Source organism: Roseicyclus salinarum, assembly GCF_029624655.1.
Classification (GTDB): domain Bacteria; phylum Pseudomonadota; class Alphaproteobacteria; order Rhodobacterales; family Rhodobacteraceae; genus Roseibacterium; species Roseibacterium salinarum.
The window spans coordinates 21419-37991 of the sequence record NZ_JARRSA010000014.1; the positions used below are offsets into that span (position 1 = coordinate 21419).

General features: G+C 70.1%; 20 protein-coding genes. 12 read left to right on the forward strand and 8 right to left on the reverse strand.

The features are described 5' to 3' along the window. The first annotated feature begins 68 nt into the window (after positions 1-68). Positions 69-548, forward strand: a complete 480-nt coding sequence (locus tag P6F26_RS11070) for an Lrp/AsnC family transcriptional regulator (RefSeq protein ID WP_278028748.1) — start codon at positions 69-71, stop codon at positions 546-548. A gap of 6 nt (positions 549-554) precedes the next feature. Here P6F26_RS11070 and P6F26_RS11075 read toward each other — a convergent pair whose 3' ends face one another. After that, positions 555-881, reverse strand: coding sequence for an AzlD domain-containing protein (locus P6F26_RS11075; protein ID WP_278028749.1), 327 nt, complete (start codon positions 879-881; stop codon positions 555-557). Further along, positions 878-1603 (reverse strand): AzlC family ABC transporter permease, encoded by a 726-nt coding sequence (locus P6F26_RS11080; RefSeq protein ID WP_278028750.1) that lies wholly within the window; start codon positions 1601-1603, stop codon positions 878-880. The genes P6F26_RS11075 and P6F26_RS11080 overlap by 4 nt, the downstream gene beginning before the upstream one ends. 108 nt (positions 1604-1711) lie before the next feature. Between P6F26_RS11080 and mobA the strand changes: the two genes are divergently transcribed. Together mobA and P6F26_RS11090 are read left to right on the forward strand one after the other, a co-directional pair. After that, positions 1712-2320 carry a molybdenum cofactor guanylyltransferase MobA gene (gene mobA, locus P6F26_RS11085; RefSeq protein ID WP_278028751.1) on the forward strand — a complete coding sequence of 203 codons (609 nt, stop codon included), beginning with the start codon at positions 1712-1714 and terminating at the stop codon, positions 2318-2320. After that, the gene (locus P6F26_RS11090; RefSeq protein ID WP_278028752.1) at positions 2317-3186 is read left to right on the forward strand and encodes a hypothetical protein; all 870 of its coding nucleotides are present in this window, start codon (positions 2317-2319) and stop codon (positions 3184-3186) included. The genes mobA and P6F26_RS11090 overlap by 4 nt, the downstream gene beginning before the upstream one ends. Here P6F26_RS11090 and P6F26_RS11095 read toward each other — a convergent pair. Then, positions 3172-4341: a MalY/PatB family protein gene (locus P6F26_RS11095; protein WP_278028753.1), complete on the reverse strand. Its 1170-nt coding sequence runs from the start codon at positions 4339-4341 to the stop codon at positions 3172-3174. The genes P6F26_RS11090 and P6F26_RS11095 overlap by 15 nt on opposite strands. A gap of 123 nt (positions 4342-4464) precedes the next feature. Between P6F26_RS11095 and def (P6F26_RS11100) the strand changes: the two genes are divergently transcribed. From def (P6F26_RS11100) to P6F26_RS11135, 8 genes are all read left to right on the forward strand, one after another. Continuing rightward, positions 4465-4995 carry a peptide deformylase gene (gene def, locus P6F26_RS11100; RefSeq protein WP_278028754.1) on the forward strand — a complete coding sequence of 177 codons (531 nt, stop codon included), beginning with the start codon at positions 4465-4467 and terminating at the stop codon, positions 4993-4995. Beyond that, the gene (gene def / locus P6F26_RS11105; RefSeq protein ID WP_278028755.1) at positions 4992-5483 is read left to right on the forward strand and encodes a peptide deformylase; all 492 of its coding nucleotides are present in this window, start codon (positions 4992-4994) and stop codon (positions 5481-5483) included. The genes def (P6F26_RS11100) and def (P6F26_RS11105) overlap by 4 nt, the downstream gene beginning before the upstream one ends. Further along, positions 5473-5967 (forward strand): peptide deformylase, encoded by a 495-nt coding sequence (locus tag P6F26_RS11110; RefSeq protein ID WP_278028756.1) that lies wholly within the window; start codon positions 5473-5475, stop codon positions 5965-5967. The genes def (P6F26_RS11105) and P6F26_RS11110 overlap by 11 nt, the downstream gene beginning before the upstream one ends. Then, positions 5967-6878, forward strand: a complete 912-nt coding sequence (fmt, locus tag P6F26_RS11115; protein ID WP_278028757.1) for a methionyl-tRNA formyltransferase — start codon at positions 5967-5969, stop codon at positions 6876-6878. The genes P6F26_RS11110 and fmt overlap by 1 nt, the downstream gene beginning before the upstream one ends. Before the next feature lies 1 nt (position 6879). Beyond that, positions 6880-7143 carry a hypothetical protein gene (locus P6F26_RS11120; protein WP_278028758.1) on the forward strand — a complete coding sequence of 88 codons (264 nt, stop codon included), beginning with the start codon at positions 6880-6882 and terminating at the stop codon, positions 7141-7143. 88 nt (positions 7144-7231) lie between these two features. Continuing rightward, positions 7232-8191 carry an L-malyl-CoA/beta-methylmalyl-CoA lyase gene (locus P6F26_RS11125; protein ID WP_278028759.1) on the forward strand — a complete coding sequence of 320 codons (960 nt, stop codon included), beginning with the start codon at positions 7232-7234 and terminating at the stop codon, positions 8189-8191. A gap of 93 nt (positions 8192-8284) precedes the next feature. Next, complete coding sequence (locus P6F26_RS11130; protein WP_278028760.1) at positions 8285-9247, forward strand: acetyl-CoA carboxylase carboxyltransferase subunit alpha; 963 nt, start codon at positions 8285-8287, stop codon at positions 9245-9247. 83 nt (positions 9248-9330) lie between these two features. Beyond that, positions 9331-9783: a CIA30 family protein gene (locus tag P6F26_RS11135; RefSeq protein WP_278028761.1), complete on the forward strand. Its 453-nt coding sequence runs from the start codon at positions 9331-9333 to the stop codon at positions 9781-9783. Between the two features lie 38 nt (positions 9784-9821). Here the strand turns inward: P6F26_RS11135 and P6F26_RS11140 are convergent, their stop codons facing one another. Genes P6F26_RS11140 through P6F26_RS11155 form a run of 4 tightly spaced genes read right to left on the reverse strand, consistent with a single transcriptional unit; the run spans position 9822 to position 12706 of the window. Continuing rightward, positions 9822-10421: a pyridoxamine 5'-phosphate oxidase family protein gene (locus P6F26_RS11140; RefSeq protein WP_278028762.1), complete on the reverse strand. Its 600-nt coding sequence runs from the start codon at positions 10419-10421 to the stop codon at positions 9822-9824. Beyond that, positions 10408-11133 (reverse strand): lysophospholipid acyltransferase family protein, encoded by a 726-nt coding sequence (locus P6F26_RS11145; protein WP_278028763.1) that lies wholly within the window; start codon positions 11131-11133, stop codon positions 10408-10410. Before P6F26_RS11145 ends, P6F26_RS11140 begins: the two co-directional genes overlap by 14 nt. Further along, positions 11130-12032: a cell division protein FtsX gene (locus tag P6F26_RS11150; protein ID WP_278028764.1), complete on the reverse strand. Its 903-nt coding sequence runs from the start codon at positions 12030-12032 to the stop codon at positions 11130-11132. Before P6F26_RS11150 ends, P6F26_RS11145 begins: the two co-directional genes overlap by 4 nt. Further along, entirely contained in the window at positions 12029-12706 is a 678-nt protein-coding gene (locus P6F26_RS11155) for a cell division ATP-binding protein FtsE (RefSeq protein WP_278028765.1), read from the reverse strand. Before P6F26_RS11155 ends, P6F26_RS11150 begins: the two co-directional genes overlap by 4 nt. Positions 12707-12924: 218 nt before the next feature. On the opposite strand from P6F26_RS11155, the gene P6F26_RS11160 reads away from it, so the two are divergent. Continuing rightward, the gene (locus P6F26_RS11160; protein WP_278028766.1) at positions 12925-13902 is read left to right on the forward strand and encodes a zinc-ribbon domain-containing protein; all 978 of its coding nucleotides are present in this window, start codon (positions 12925-12927) and stop codon (positions 13900-13902) included. Positions 13903-13945: 43 nt separating this feature from the next. Here the strand turns inward: P6F26_RS11160 and P6F26_RS11165 are convergent, their stop codons facing one another. Continuing rightward, a complete protein-coding gene (locus P6F26_RS11165; RefSeq protein ID WP_278028767.1) occupies positions 13946-16549 on the reverse strand; it encodes a DUF4175 domain-containing protein in 2604 nt (867 codons plus the stop codon). Between the last annotated feature and the right edge of the window lie 24 nt (positions 16550-16573).

Sequence of the window (16573 nt, forward strand, 5' to 3'; positions counted from 1 at the left end):
TATTGCTTTGATCTTTCAGGCGCAGAGGGTCACAATGGCGGGAATATTTCCCGCATATGGGCCGATAAATGAAAGAATCCCTCGTCAATCCGCAGCTCGACGACATGGACCGCGCCATTCTGCGCAGCTTGCAGAAACACGGGCGCATGACCCATGCCGAGCTGAGCGAAAAGGTGCACCTGTCGCCGTCCGCCTGCCACAGGCGGGTGCAGCGGCTGGAGGCGTCGGGCGTGATCCGGGACTACGTCGCGCTCCTGAATCCGCGCGCCGTCGGGCGCATCGCCACCGTCTTCGTCGAGATCCGGCTGACTGGACAGTCGGACGAGATCCTGGACGCATTCGAGAAGGCCGTGGCGCGCGTGCCGGACGTTCTGGAATGTCACCTCATGGCGGGAAGTGCCGATTATCTTCTGAAGGTCGTCGCGCAAGATTCCGAGGATTTCGCGCAGATCCATCGCCGCCATCTCGCACGGCTGCCGCACGTCGCGCAGATGCAGTCCAGTTTCGCGCTCAAGACCGTGTTCCGGACCACCGCGCTTCCGGTCTGAGGCGGATCAGGCGATCAGGCCGACACCCAGGAAGGTCGCGAACCCCGCGAGGATCCCCCAGATCGGGTTCTTCGTGGCATAGCCCACGCCCAGCGTCGCGGCGGCGGCGGCGAGGCGCGAGGCCTCGGGCTGCCCGTCCGTGGCCGGGGGCCAGAGCACGAGCGGAGCGACGAGCGCCGGCAGGATCGCGACCGCTGTGTAGCGCAGGTGCCGCAAAAGCCATTCCGGCAACGGCCTGTCGCCCACGAGGCCGAGGAAGGAAAACCGGATCAGGAAGGTTCCCGCACCCAGCAGCGCCACGACCCCCCAGATCTGCGCGTCCGTGTAGCTCATGTCGTGGCCTCCCTTGCGCGGCGGGTCATGCGGCGCTCGACCTCGGCGCCGGCGGCCATGCCGGCAAGGCCCGCCACCAGCAGCCCGAGGTTCCACGGCAATCCGGCCAGGAGCAGCATCACCGTCACCGACGTGACCGCCGCCGTGACATGGGCGCCGGTGCGCAACGCGGGCGCCGTGAGCGCGAGAAAGGTGATCGGGACCGCGAAGTCTAGGCCCCATTCGGACGGGATCGTGCTTCCCAGAAGGGCGCCCGACAGGGTGCCCGCATACCACAAGGGAACGATGGGAATGCAGGTGCCGAAGAAGAAGGCGACCTTGGCCGGCACCGTCAGGGGCGGCGCGCGCTCGTAGCGCTGCGCGGCAAGCGCGTAGGTCTGATCGACGTTCATGTAGGCGATCAGCGCCCGTTGCCAGACCGGCGCCGCGCCGAGATGCGGGGCAAGGGCCGCGGAATACATCGCCATGCGCAGGTTCACCGCCAGCGCCGAGGCCACGACGATCAGCACCGGCGCGTTGTCCGTCATCAGCTGAAGCGCCGCGAACTGCGAGGCGCCCGCGATCACGAGGAACGAGAACCCCATCACCTGCGCAAGGTTCAGGCCCGCCTCCGTGCCGACCACGCCGAAAAGCACCGCGAAGGGCACCACGACGATGGTGAAGGGGGCGGAATCCCGGGCGCCCTGCCAGAGGGCCTGCAAGGGTGTGGTCTCGGCGTGCATCAGTGGGTTCTTTCGAAGGGCCGGCACCTCGGTTAGACCGGGACGTGCCGGGATGCAAACGCCGTTGCGCGATGACGTGCATCAGCAGTCGCGAAGGATCGGGGGACGATGGCCTGCGAGGGGGAGGATGGCGGGAACGGGGACGACGCGCGACCTCTCGCGGTCATCCTCGCGGCCGGTGCGGGACGGCGCATCGGCGGCGGCAAGGCGCTGGTGCCGCTTGCGGGGCGGCCGCTCGCCGCGCATGTCGTCGAGAGGCTTGCGCCGCAGGTGTCGCGCATCGCGCTGAACGCGGCCGAGGCGCCTGGGCTGGAGCGGCTCGGCCTGCCCCTTCTGCCCGATGCGCGGCCCGGTCTGGGGCCGTTGTCGGGAATTCTCGCCGCGATGCGATGGGCGGGCTCGCAGGGCGCCGCCCGTGTTCTGACGGTAGCGGTGGACACGCCCTTCCTTCCAGACGACCTTGCGCGGAGGCTGGCGGCGGCGGGCGCGCGCGCGGCCTTCGCCGAAACAGCGGACGGCGCACATCCGACGACCGGGCTCTGGTCCGTCGATCTGGCCGGGGCGCTGGACGCGGCGCTGTTCCAAGGCACGCGGAAGGTCCGCGACTGGACGCGCGCCGTGGGCGCGCAGACGGTCCGGTTCGACGACGCCGATGCCTTCTTCAACGTCAACACGCCCGAGGACCTGCGGATCGCCGAAGCGAGGCTGAAGGCGTGAGGCGCTTCGACACCGTCGTGGTCGTGGACTGGTCCGCCCGGTCCGTGCCGTCGCCCGCGCGCCCGGCGAAGGACGCGATCTTCCTCGGAATAGCGCGCAACGGCCGCGAGGAGGTACTCTACAGCCGGACCCGCGCCGAGGCGATGCACGGACTTGCGGACCTCCTCGGGGACGAGCTTGCGGCCGGACGCAGGGTGCTTGCGGCGTTCGACTTTCCCTTCGCCTATCCGGCAGGCTTCGCGCGCGCGCTGACGGGCGGGGACGCGGCGCTGGGTCTTTGGGCGAATCTCGCGCGGATGGTCGAGGACGACGACCGCAACCGCAGCAACCGCTTCGACGTCGCCGCGCGCCTCAACGCGCTGTTCGACGATGCCGGGCCGTTCTGGGGCCACCCGGTCGGGCGCGAGGTTCCCGGCCTGCCGTTCCGCAAGCCCGCCTACACGGCCTTCCCCTTCGCCGAGCGCCGCCGGATCGAGACCCTGATCCCGCGCGCCAAGACGTGCTTCCAGCTGATGGGGGCGGGGTCCGTCGGGTCGCAGGCGCTTCTCGGGATCGCCCGCCTCGAGGCGTTGCGCGACCGGTTCGGCGCGGCGGTGTCCGTCGCCCCGTTCGAGCCGCCCGATACGCCCGTCGTGCTTGCCGAGTGCTATCCCGGTCTTTTTGCCGACGCGATCGCGGCGCGGCGGCTGGACGGCGAGATCGCGGACCGCGCGCAGGTCAGGATCGTCGCCGCGGCGCTGTCGCGGTTGCCGCCCGCGCGCCTCGACGCGCTCCTGCGGGAGGGCGACGCTGTCGAGGGATGGATCCTGGGGCAGGGCGCGGCGGACGAGTTGACCGCCGCGCTGGACCGGTCACTGCAGGTCTGAGAACGCCTGCTGCATCCGCGCCACGGCCTCTTCGACGACGCTGCGGTGCGTGGCGAGGTTGAAGCGGTTGAACAACTCGCCGCCAGCGCCGAACCCCGGGCCTGGGCTCACGCCGATCTTGGCCTCGTCGCGGATGCGCGCCGCGATCTCCTCCGGCGTCATGCCGGTGCCGGCGAAGTCCACCCAGGCGAGGAATGTCGACTGGAGCGGCATGGAATGCAGGCCGGGAATCGCGTCGATGCCCGCGTCGAAGACCCTGCGGTTGCCATCCAGATAATCCACGAGGTCGTCGACCCAAGCCGCGCCCTCTGGGCTGTAGGCCGCCTGCGTCGCGGTCACGCCGACGGTGGCCGGCGCGTATTCCAGCATCGAGAGGCGCCGCATGTAGGCCGCGCGCAGGGTGTTGTCAGGGATGATCGCGTAGCCCGTGCGAAGGCCCGGCAGGTTGAACGTCTTGGATGACGCGCTCATGGCGATGAGGCGGTCGGAGTGTTCCGGCGCGGCGACGCCCATCGGCACATGCCGCGATCCGGGAAACACCAGGTCGCCGTGAACCTCGTCGGAGACGAGGATCAGGTCGTGTCGCGCCGCGAATTCGGCGACGGCCCGCATCTCGTCCGCGGTCCAGACCCGGCCCGAGGGGTTCTGCGGCGCGCAGAACAGCAGGACCTTGACCGACGGGTCCATGGCCGCGTCGGCGGCGTCGAAGTCGAGGACGTAGCGATCGCCCTCGCGCGCCAGCGGAATCTCGACGGGACGGCGCTCGGCCCGCAGTGTCTTGTTGCGGAACTCGTGGTAGACCGGCGTGAAGAAGCAGACGCCGTCACCGGGCTGCGTGAAGGTCTCGCAGACCATGCCGATGGCGTGCCCGAGGCCCTGGGTCGTGACGATCCAGTCGGGGTCGATCGCCCAGCGGTGGCGTGTCTGCTGCCACCAGCCGACCGCCGTACGGTAGCCCGCGTCGTCGCAGCCGTAGCCGAACGCGCCGTGATCGACCATCGCCTGAAGCGCGCTCAGAACGGGCGGGGCGGTTCGAAAATCCGAGTCCGCGACCCACATTGCGATCCCCTCGTCGGGATCCACGCCGCAATTTTCCTGTAGGCGGTCCCACTTTGTGCAATGGGTTCCGCGCCGCTCGAGCTTCTCGTCGAACATGCCAGTCTTTCCGTTTGTGTACTTCGGGCAGAACGTAGCGGTTTGCCGGGCGGCCGCAAGCCCGGCCGGCGCCGCGCACCCGCTCGTCTTGCGGGAGGGCGGAGCTGTCGCTAAATCAGGCTCATGAAGATGCCCATCCTGATCCATCCCGACCCGCGCCTGAAAAAGGTCGCGGACGCGGTTCCCGACCTGTCGGACGGCCTGCGCCGGCTCGCCGACGACATGCTCGAGACGATGTACGACGCGCCCGGCATCGGCCTCGCCGCGCCGCAGGTCGGCGTCTCGAGCCGGCTGATCGTGCTCGACTGCGAAAAGGAGGAGGGGGCGACCCCGCGACCGCTGGCCATGTTCAACCCCGAGGTCGTCGCCGCCTCGGACGAGACGTCGGTCTATGAGGAAGGGTGCCTGTCGATCCCCGAGAACTTCGCCGACGTGACCCGACCCGCCGAGGTGACGGTGCGCTGGATGGACCGCGACGGGAACCCTGCCGAAGAGACCTTCGCGGGCCTCTGGGCGACCTGTGTGCAGCACGAGATCGACCACCTGAACGGCAAGCTCTTCATCGACTATCTCTCGCCGCTGAAGCGCCAGCTGATCACCCGCAGGATGGTCAAGCTGAAGCGCGACCGCGCCCGCGAGAAGGAACGCGCGTGAGCCTTCTGGAAATCCGCCGCTGGCCCGATCCGGTGCTGTCGCTGCGCTGCGAACCGGTCGGCGATCCCTCCGGGGTGGCGACGTTCGCGCAGGATATGCTCGAGACGATGTATGCGGCTCCGGGGCGTGGCCTCGCCGCGCCGCAGGTCGGCCGTCCGATCCGCCTTTTCGTCATGGACGTGACGTGGAAGGACGGCGCGCCCGACCCGTTCGTCTGCATCAACCCCGAGATCCTGGACCGCGCGGACGAGAGCCTGACCGGCCCCGAGGGCTGCCTGTCCATTCCCGGCGTGACCGCCGAGGTGCCGCGCGCGCGGTGGATCGTCCTGCGCTGGCAGACGCCCGCCGGCTCGTGGCGCGAGGCCCGGCTCGAGGGGGCCGCGTCGATTTGCGCGCAACACGAATACGACCATCTCGACGGCATCGTGACCTTCGACCGCGTGCCCCCTGAACAGAGGGCATCGCTCGAGGCGGACTATGCCGGTTAGGTCCTTCGTGCCCTGGCCGGACCGCCGCCTGAGGACGCCGGCCGGTCCCGTGGGTCCGATCACCGACGAGATCCGGGCGATCTGGGACGACATGATCGACACGATGGAAGCAATGCCGGGCCTCGGCCTCGCCGCGCCGCAGATCGGCGTTTCGCTGCGCCTGGCCATCGTCGATTGCGGCGCCGAGCGGGGGCAGGCCGTGCGCATGGCCGATCCCGAGATCGTTTCGGCGGGCCCGGAGACCTTCGGCTGGGAAGAGGCGAGCCCGAACCTGCCCGGCGTCAGCGCCCGGATCGAGCGGCCGGCCCCGGTCGTCGTCGCCTTCACCGACCAAGACGGGGGCCGCGTGCGGCGCACCTTCGAGGCGGGCTGGTCGACGTCCGTCCAGCATCAGATCGACCACCTCGAGGGGCGCATGTTATTCGATCGGCTGTCCCGGACGCGGCGCGAGATCCTTCTGCGCCGCGCAAGGAAACGCGCCTGATGCGCGTGGTCTTCATGGGAACGCCGGACTTCTCGGTGCCGGTTCTCGACGCGCTGGTTGCGGCGGGGCACGAGATCGCCTGCGTCTACTGCCAGCCGCCGCGGCCCGCGGGCCGCGGCAAGAAGGAGCGGCCAAGCCCCGTGCAGGCCCGCGCCGAGGCGCTGGGCCTGCCTGTGCGCCACCCCGCCAGCCTGAAGCCGCCCGAGGCGCAGGCCGAATTCGCGGCGCTGGACGCGGACGTGGGCGTGGTGGTCGCCTACGGCCTGATCCTGCCGCAGGCGGTGCTGGACGCGCCGCGCCTCGGCTGCCTCAACATCCACGCCAGCCTCCTGCCGCGCTGGCGCGGGGCGGCCCCGATCCAGCGCGCGATCATGGCCGGCGACGACACGACCGGCGTTTGCATCATGCAGATGGAGGCCGGCCTCGACACCGGGCCCGTCCTTCTGCGCCGTGAGCTTGCCATCGGCGCCGAGGAAACGGCCGGTCAGCTTCACGACAGGCTGTCCGCGCTGGGCGCGGAGGCCATCTTCGCGGCGCTGGAGCGGATGGGCGCGCTTGCCCCCGAGGCCCAGCCGGACGAGGGCGTCACCTATGCGCACAAGATCGACAAGGCCGAGGCGCGCGTGGACTGGACGCAGCCCGCGGAGGGGATCGCGCGGACGATCCGCGGCCTGTCGCCCTTTCCCGGCGCGTGGACGCTGATCGGCGGCAAGCGCGTGAAGCTTCTTGGGGCGCGGGCCGCAGAGGGCGTTGGTGCGCCCGGAACCGTGCTGGAGGGGCTGACGGTGGCGGCGGGCGAGGGCGCCGTCGAGATCACGCGCCTCCAACCCGAGGGAAAACCGCCGATGGACGCGGCGGACTGGCTGCGCGGCGCGCGCCTCGCAGCCGGAACGCGCATCGGGGAGGGGTGACATGGGGATCTTCGCCTTCTTCGGATCGATGATGATCGCGGGCATCGTCGGCTACCTGTTCGAGAAGTGGGGGTTCAGCCACAACGGCGTGCTGCCCTCGATCTTCATCGCGCTCGGCGCAGTGGTCGTCGTCTTCATGGTGCGGGTGATGTTCGGGTGGAGCTTCGGCTCGCCGGGTCTCGACGCGATCATGGGGGCGTCTGCCGCCCTGATCCTGATCCCGACCGAGGTCGCGCATCGCCGACGGAAGAACCGCCGCCGCTGATGCCGCGATGCAGCGCTTGCGTTCGCCGGCGCAGCAATCTATCCCGTGGGGAGCAAAATACGAAACATACTTTCGCGAAGGAATCCGCATGAGCTTCCGCATCCAGCCGCAACCCGTCGCCCGCCCGAACCGCTGCCAGCTTTTCGGCCCCGGCTCGCGGCCCTCGATCTTCGAGAAGATGGCGGGGTCCGAGGCCGACGTGATCAACCTCGACCTCGAGGATTCGGTCGCCCCAGACGACAAGGCGGCGGCGCGCGCCAACGTGATCGAGGCCATCGGCGCCGTCGACTGGGGCCGCAAGACGCTGAGCGTGCGGATCAACGGGCTCGACAGCCCGTGGTGGTATCGCGACGTGGTGGACCTGCTCGAGCAGGCCTCCGAACGGCTCGACATCATCATGATCCCCAAGGTCGGCTGCGCCTCGGACATCTATGCGGTCGATGCGCTGGTATCGTCCATCGAGGCGGCGATGGGGCGGCAGAAGCGCATCGGCTTCGAGGTCATCATCGAAAGCGCCGCGGGCATCGCCTATGTCGAGGAGATCGCCGCCGCCTCGTCCCGGCTGCAGGCCATGAGCCTTGGCGCGGCGGACTTCGCGGCCTCGATGGGCATGCAGACCACCGGCATCGGCGGGACGCAGGAAAACTACTACATGCATCACGCGGGCCAGCGGCACTATTCCGACCCCTGGCACTGGGCGCAGGCGGCCATCGTCGCGGCCTGCCGGACCCACGGCGTCCTGCCCGTCGACGGGCCCTTCGGCGACTTTTCCGACGACGAGGGGTTCCGCGCGCAGGCGCGCCGCTCGGCGACGCTGGGGATGGTCGGCAAATGGGCGATCCACCCAAGGCAGGTCGCGCTCGCCAACGAGGTCTTCACCCCCTCGGAGGAGGCCGTGAGCGAGGCGCGCGAGATCCTTGCCGCGATGGAGGAGGCCAAGGCGAGCGGCGCGGGGGCGACCGTCTACAAGGGCCGCCTCGTGGACATCGCCTCGATCAAGCAGGCCGAGGTGATCGTGCGGCAGTCCGAGATGATCGCGGCCGGCTAGCCCGCCGTGGCGGCCGGCGGCGACGCGTCAGTTGCATCCCGTCGCGCGCGCCTTCATATACTGCCTGCCGGATGAGCGAGGGTGCGCGACGCGATGACGAATTATCTCGATTTCGAGAAACCGCTGGCCGAGATCGAGGGCAAGGCGGAAGAGCTTCGTGCCCTTGCCCGGCGCAACAAGGAAATGGACGTCGAACAGGAGGCCTCCGCCCTCGACAAGAAGGCGGCGGACATGCTCCGCGACCTCTACCGGAACCTGTCGCCGTGGCGGAAATGCCAGGTGGCGCGACATCCCCAGCGGCCGCATTGCTCGGACTACATCGACGCGCTGTTCACCGAGTTCACGCCGCTGGCCGGGGACCGGAACTTCGCCGACGATCATGCGGTGATGGGCGGGCTGGCGCGGTTCGACGACGTGCCGGTCGTGGTGATCGGCCACGAGAAGGGCCATGACACCCGGACCCGGATCGAGCGGAACTTCGGCATGGCCCGTCCCGAGGGCTACCGCAAGGCCGTGCGCCTGATGGACCTTGCCGACAGGTTCGGACTTCCGGTGGTGACGCTTGTCGATACGCCCGGCGCCTATCCCGGCAAGGGCGCCGAGGAGCGCGGGCAGTCCGAGGCCATCGCACGCTCGACCGAGAAATGCCTGCAGATCGGCGTGCCGCTGATCTCGGTCATCATCGGCGAGGGCGGCTCGGGCGGCGCGGTTGCCTTCGCCACCGCCGACCGTCTCGCGATGCTGGAACACTCGGTCTACTCGGTGATCTCGCCCGAGGGCTGCGCCTCGATCCTCTGGAAGGACGCCGAGAAGATGCGCGAGGCGGCCGAGGCGCTCAGGCTCACCGCGCAGGACCTGCACAAGCTTGGCGTCTGCGACCTGGTGATCAAGGAGCCGCTCGGCGGAGCGCAGCGCGACCGCGAGGCCGCCATTTCCGAGGTCGGCAAGGCCGTGCGCTCGATGCTGGCCGATCTGAAGGACGCCGACCGAACGAAGCTTGTCGCGTCGCGCCGCAGGAAGTTCCTGAACATGGGGTCCAAGGGCCTCGCGGCGTGATCGCGCGCCGCGCGGCCCTTGCCGGCGGCGCGGCCTTCCTCCTCACGGGGGTGCCCGACGCAACACGGGGAGCGCCGCGAGACATGATCCCGGTCACGGATGCCAGCTGGACCTACCTCGCGGACACCGTCATGGGTGGCGTCTCGGAGGGGTCGGCCACGCTCGAAGACGGCGCGCTCAGGTTGCGTGGCCACGTCTCGACCCGCAACCGCGGCGGCTTCATCCAGACCCGGACCGAGATCGACGGCGCCCCCGATGGCGCGCGCGGCCTGCGCATCAGGGTCCGGGGCAACGGCGAGGCCTACTTCATCCACCTGCGCACGACCCGCACCCGGCTTCCGTGGCAATACTACCAGGCGCGGTTCGAGACGTCTTCGCAGTGGCGGGACGTGACGCTCGACTGGGCGGATTTCGCGGCGTCGGGGCGTCTGTTGCCGTCACGGCCCCGCCCTGCCGAGATCAGGTCGCTGGGCCTTGTCGCCTATGGCCGCGACCACGACGCCGACGTATCCCTGTCGGCCTTCGGCTGGGTCTGAGGGGTCCCCTCGACGACCCTGCCGGGACGACGCGGGGCCTACCACATGCGCGGGCGGGCGTAGTCCTCGTAGCCGGTGTCGTAGGTGTCGGCGTCGAAGTCCGCGACCTGCTCCTTCACGAACTGGCCGGCCGTCGGCAACCCGGCGGCGTCGTCACGGGACCACAGCCCCGAGCGCATGAGCGCCTTGGCGCACTGGAAATACATCTCGCCGACCGTGATCACCGTGACGCTGCGCGGGTGCTTGCCTTGCTGGTCGAACTGTGCCGTGACGGCCTCGTCGTCGGTCAGGACGGCCGTGCCGTTGACGCGCACGACGTTGTTCGATCCCGGAACCATGAACAGAAGCGACACGCGGCTGTCCCGCACGATGTTGCGCAGGCTGTCGAGACGGTTGTTGCCCCGCCAGTCCGGAAGCCACAGCGTCGTTTTGTCCACGATCCGCACCACCGGCCCGTCGTCGCCGCGCGGCGTGGCATCCGTGCCCTCGGGGCCCACGGTCGTCAGGATGCAGAAGCGCGACGTCTCGATCCAGCGCCGGTAAAGCGGCGTGATCCGAGGCGTCACCTTCTTCAGCGAATTGACTGCTGGCGCGTCGTAGAGCGCCTGCAGCGTCTCGATGTCGTCAATCGTGCGCATGGAATCCGGCCTCCTTCATCAACCGGTCGGACGCCGTCTCGATCCGGGCCTCGAGGTCCTGCATGAAGTCCGTCGTCGTGCGGCCGGGCTCGATCGGGTCGAGGAACTCCACCACGGCGACACCGGGCTTGCGGTAGATGCCGGTGCGCGGCCAGAACACGCCCACGTTCGTCGCGGCCGGGACGCAGGGCTGTCCGGTCTGCTCGTAGAGGATCGCGGTGCCGATCTTGTAGGACGCCTTCACGCCGGGCGCGACGCGGGTCCCCTGCGGATAGATGATCAGTTGCCCCGGCTCCTGCACGCCGGCCTTCACGCCCGCCTTCATCTGCTGGATCGCCTGCGCGCGCTTGCCCCGGTCGACCGGAACGCAGCCGATCCTCAGCGCGTACCACCCAAGGATCGGCGCCCATTTCAGCTGCTTCTTCATGATGAACTTCGGCCGCGGCAGGACCGAGACGATCATGATGATGTCGAGGAAGCTCTGGTGCTTGGACGCCACGAGGACCTCGCCCGTCGGAGGCGTTCCGCGCACGTCGGTCTTCAGCCCGACCATCCAGCCGGCCGTCCAGCGCACCCAGCGGCAATAGGTGCGCACCCCGGCGAAGGCGCCGCGGCGGTCGACGATGGCCCAGGGCGTGAACCACAGCGCCATCACCGCCATCATCGCGTACATCTGGGCCACGAAGGCCAGCGACCTGAGCCATTGGATCATTGCAGCCCCCTGAGCGTGCGGAAGGCCGCGACGCGTGTCGCGCCGAAGGCCACGAGCGCCGCGAGCGGCGGGATCGCGAGCGGCCACAGCCACCCCGCCCCGGAAAAGCCGAGGCCGGTCAGGAACGACGCGGTTTCGTCGGCCCGCGGCAGGAACGCCACGCCGATCATGCCGGCCGCCGTGCCCGCCGCCGCGCCGGACAGCGCCCTGAGCGTGAAGCGGCGCACGAAGGCGCGCGCGATGTAGGCGTCGCGCGCGCCGACGAGCCGCAGGACGCGGATCACCTGCTCGTTCGCAGAAAGGGCGGCCTGCGCGGCCAGCGTGACCATGGCGCCTGTAGCCGCCGCGATCAGCGCGAGCGACGCCCAGCCAAGAAGCCTCAGGCCGCCAGCCGCCTCGACCAGTGGCCTGCGCCAGCGCGTATGGTCGTCCACGACCGCGCCGGGCGCCTCGGCGGCGAGGCGCTGCCGCAGGCCGTCGGCGTCGTAGCCCTCGGGCGTCTCGACCACCTCGATCAGGCGCGGGATCGGCAGGTCCTCCACCGGCAGTTCAGGCCCGAACCACGGTGTCAGAAGCGCGCGCTGTTCCTCGTCGGTCACGGTTCGCGCCGCCGCGATGCCGGGCGTCTGCTCGAGGACGGACAGAACGGCGCGCGTCTGCGCCTCCAGTTCGGCCGCGGGCGCGGAAATGCGGATCGTCGAGGACTGCGCCAGCGCTGATGACCAGCGGTCGGCGAGACGTCCCGAGGCCAGCGACAGCGCCAGCGCGAACACCGCGAGAAACGCCATCGCCGCCGACGTCAGAAGCGAGAGGCGCGCGGCCTGCCCCGTGCGCGGCACGACCCGGTCCGCCTGCACGTCGCCGCGCAGAAGCGCGATGGCATCGCCCAGAACGCTCACAGGTCGGCCCCCGCAATGGCGACGTGGCCGTCCTTGATGCGCAGGACGCGCGCCTGGACCTGGCTTTTCGCGGCGCGGATCAGCGCAAGGTCATGCGTGGCGATGACCACGGTCTTTCCCATGCGGTTCAGCTCCACCAGAAGCTGCAGAAGCCTCAGCGACATGTCCCAGTCCACGTTGCCCGTGGGCTCGTCGGCGAGGATCACGTCGGGGTCCATGATCACCGCGCGGGCGAGGGCGGCCCGCTGCCGCTCGCCCCCCGACAGCTCGGGCGGCAGCGCGCGCGACCGCGCCGACAGGCCCACCCAAGACACGAGTTCCTCGATGTCGTTGCGGTGCGCGGGCGTCGCGCGGCCCGTCACGGTAAGCGGAAGCGCGATGTTCTCGTCGGTCGGCAGGTGGTCGAGGAACTGGCAATCCTGGTGCACCACGCCGATCCGCGCCCTGAGGTCGGCGACGCTGTCGCGGGTGATCGCGCCCGCGTCATGGCCGAGAAGCGTGACCTGTCCTGCCGTGGGCAGAAGCTCGGCGTAGCAGAGCTTGAGGAAAGTGGTCTTTCCGGCGCCGGACGGTCCGGTCAGGAAGTGGAACGACCCCGGCGCAAGCTCCAGTGTCAGGCCCGAAAGAAGCGGCCCGGACCCGTATCCATACGCGGCGTCCTGCATCGAGATCACGTCTGCGGCCCCTCGCTCGCTGGCCCTTTACGGCGCGTTTCGCCGTGGGAAGCGTCTTGCACCTTATGGCGCACGGTTGCAATCGCGCCTCGGTCCCGCGCGCAGATCGGCGGAACGAATCGCGACTCTTGGAATAAAATCACCCTGTTGATACAAGCGTTGTCAGGATCAACCACCGGCTTGGCCCGGCGCGTATGCGCTGGGGGACAGGGATATTCATGCGGCTGACATGCCCCAATTGCGGCGCACGTTACGAAGTGGACGACGCGATGATCCCTCCCGAGGGCCGAGACGTCCAGTGTTCGGACTGTTCGACAACGTGGTTCCAGCCCGGCCGCATGGCCGAAGCCGGCATGCCGTCGGAGGCGGCCGACGAGGCCTCCGCGCCACAGGGGACCGAGGACATGCCGCAGGACGACGGCCTGCGCGGCGGTGCGGAAGCGGACGAGGACGTCGGCGAGACGGCCACCCCGTGGCAGCCGGAGCCTGAACCCGAGCCTGAACCCGAACCTGAGCTCGAGCCCGAGGGGCCGCCAGCGGCGCCGATCCCGCCCGACACGGAGACCGCGACGCGGGTCGTGCCCTCGAACGACGCCGCCGACCACGAGGAGGCCGAAGAGGCGCCCGAAGAGGCCCCGACAGGACGGCGGCCCATCGACCCTGCGGTCCGCGACATCCTGCGGGAGGAGGCGGCGCGCGAGGCTCGTCTGCGCGAGGCCGAGGCCGCGCCGGTCGAGACCCAGTCCGAGATGCCGCTTCACGAGGAACCGCAGGAAACCAGCCGGGCCCGCCGCCGCGCGGAACTTGCCAATGCGCAGGACGCCTTCGCGATCGGGGCGGCCAATGCCGCGCAGGCCAATGCCTCGCGCCGGGACCTCCTGCCAGACATCGAAGAGATAAACTCGACGCTGCGCGCCTCGGACACGCAGCAGATGCGCGACGAAGACCACGAAGACGAGGCGCCCACCGAGGCGACGCGCAAGCGTCGCGGCTTCCGCATCGGGTTCCTCGTGACGCTCGCCGTCGCCGCCGGGCTGTTCTACGCCTACCTGAACGCGGGGCCGCTGGCCGAGCAGGTTCCCGCGGTGGCGCCGGCCCTCGAGGCGTTTACCGAACAGGTGGACCGGGCGCGGTTCTGGCTGGACGATCTGGCCCGCGAGATCGTCGCCGCCGGGGAGACGAGCGCGGAAGACTAGAGCGCGGAAGGCCCGGCCGCGTGACGCCGGGGCCCACCCGCCTTCAGAACTGGTCGAGAAGACGGCGCAGGTACTCCAGCTCGACGTCGGGGCGGTCCTGTTCGGCAGAGCGGCGGCGCAATTCGTCGAGCAGCTCGCGTGCCCTGCGGAAGGCCTCTTCACGCGCCTCGATGTCCTCGTCCGATCCGAAGGAGCCCGCGTTGCCGGCCTGCCGGCCCAGCGGGTCCTGAAGCGGCCGGTCGGTGGGCATCTCGCCCTCGGCCTGACCCTGACCGGGCTCGCGGCCCTCTTCGCGCGCCAGCGCGCGCCCAAGCGACGTCATGCCCTCGCGCATCGCCTCCATCGCGTCCGACTGCAGGTCCAGCGCGCCGGCGATGTCGCCGTTCTCGAGCGCGTCGGCGGCCTCGTCCATGGCGCGCCCGGCCTCGTCGAGCTGGCGCAGAGCCTCGTCGCCGTCCTCGGTCCCGGCGCCGGGAAGGCGTCGCTGCTGATCCTCGAGCTGACGGCGCAGCGCCTCCTGCCGTTCGGCAAGCGACATCTGACCGTTCTCGCCACCCTCGCCTTCGCCGAACTCGGTGCCGGGCGGTCCCGGCATCTCGCCCGGCTCCTGGCCCGGATCGCCCTGTCCCGGCTGTTGCGGAGTGTCGCCGGTCTGGCCCTGACGCTGCCCCGGCTGCCCGGGCTGACCCTGCTGCTGGCGGCTTTGCTGACCACCGAACTGTTCCTGCAGATCCTGGAAACTGTCGTCGGACAGCTCCTGCTGCTCGCGCAGCGTGTCCTGCAGGCCTTCCATCGCTTCCTGGCCGGGCGTCTGCGGGCCATCGCCGCCCTCGCCTTGCGTGATCTCCATGTTTTCCATCATCTGCTGCAGGGCGTTCAGCATCTCCTGCGCCTCGGCCGTGCGGCCCTGCTGCATCAGCTCCTCGATGCGCCGCAGCATCTCGTCGAGATCGGCCATCGACATCTCGGTGCGCTCGCCCCGGTCCGGCTGGTCGGTGTCGTCGCCCGGCTCGGCGTTCTGCGCGAGCTGGCGCATGTAGTCGTTCATCGCCTCGCGCAATTCCTGCATCAGCTCCGAGATCTCCTCGTCGCTCGCGCCCTGGCGCATCGCCTCCGACAGCCGTTCCTGCGCGCGGCGCAGACGCTCCAGCGCGTCGTCGAGGTCGCCGTCCTCCAGCTCCAGCGCGACGTTCCAGAGGATTTCTGCAACCTGGTCGCGGGTCTCGGTCGAAATCGCGTCGATGCCGGACTCAAGCCTGCGGATCGCACTGCGAAGCTGCAGGTAGACACCTTCGTCGAGGTCGCCCTCGGGGATGTGCGTCAGCGCGCGCAGGAGGTCCGCGGTCCTGCCGGCGTTCCCGCGGCTCCAAAGGATGTCGCGGCGCAGTTCCACGACGGCGTTGGCCATCGGGTCGAAGAAGCGGCGGCCCGGAAGGCGCGGTATGTCGTAGCTTACGGTGCCGATCTGGCCAGCCTCGTCGGTGACGGTCAGCGTCAGCGAGACAGGCAGGTTGGCGAAGGGATGCGCGGCGAGGTCCTCGACCAGAACTTCGGTGAAGTCCTCGCGGCTGCCCCGGAAGGGAAGCGGCAGGTCGAGCACCAGCGCCTCGCGCGGCTCGGGGTCAACGGCAAGGCCGTAGCGGCGGTCGGCGGCGCCGGGGTCGAGGCGGAAGCTGGCCGTGCCGGACGCAACGCCGTAATCGTCACGGCCGCTGAATGTCATCTGCATCTGTCCCGGGGGCTCGCCTTCCAGCGTGCCCTCCAGCGCGACCTCGGGCGGCCCGTCGGCAAGGACCGAGATCTCCCAGCTGCGCGTGCCGGACGGGGCGTGCACGGTCAGCGCGCCGGACCGCTCCAGCACCAGCGTCCGCGCGGCGCCGCCCGCGTCGCCGGGAGGCGGTTCGCCCAGTCCTGATTCGACGGTGATGTCGGCCGGGTCGCCGTAGAAGCGCAGGCTGATCCGGCTGCCTTCTGGGGCCTCGAACGCGGCGTCCCTGATGTCGTTGAGGTAAAGCGACGGAAGCCCGGTATAGATCGGCGGCTCCACCCAGCCCTCCCAGGAGGGACCGGACGCAGAGGCTGCGCCGGGGCCGAACGCGACGGCGTCGCCCACGTCCGTGACCCTGTCCAGCGTGCCGAACAGAAGCGCCATCGCCAGCGCCGTCGCCGCGACGTAGCGCAACGCGAAGGGGTCGCGGGACGACAGGCGCAGGTCCGGTTCGGGCGCGCGGGCGCGCGCCGCCTGTGCGGCCATGCGCGCGACGTGCGCTTCCCAGACCGAGCGCGTGGCCGGGTCCGAGCCGCCGACCGCGACGGTATCCAGAAGCGCCGTAATCGGACGTCCGGGCATCGTCCGGTCGAGCCGCTCGAGCGCGTCCTGCCTGCCGGGAAGCCGGAAGCGCCTGATACCGCCGAGCAGGCACCACGCGAAGACCGCGAGCGCGAGTGCGGCGACGGCCCACAGGACCGGCCGGCTCACGGCCTGCGCCAGGCCGAAGGCGAGCGCGGCGAAGAACACGAAGACGACGGACCACGACGGCCAGAAGGCGCGCGCCGCGCGCTCGGCCACCATGCCGAGGCGTGTGAGGCGCAGGGGCCAGATCAGGCGGTCGAGGGCCGCCTGGTGCGCGGAGCGTTTCTCGGTCATGCTCCCTTTCGGGGCCGGTGGCCC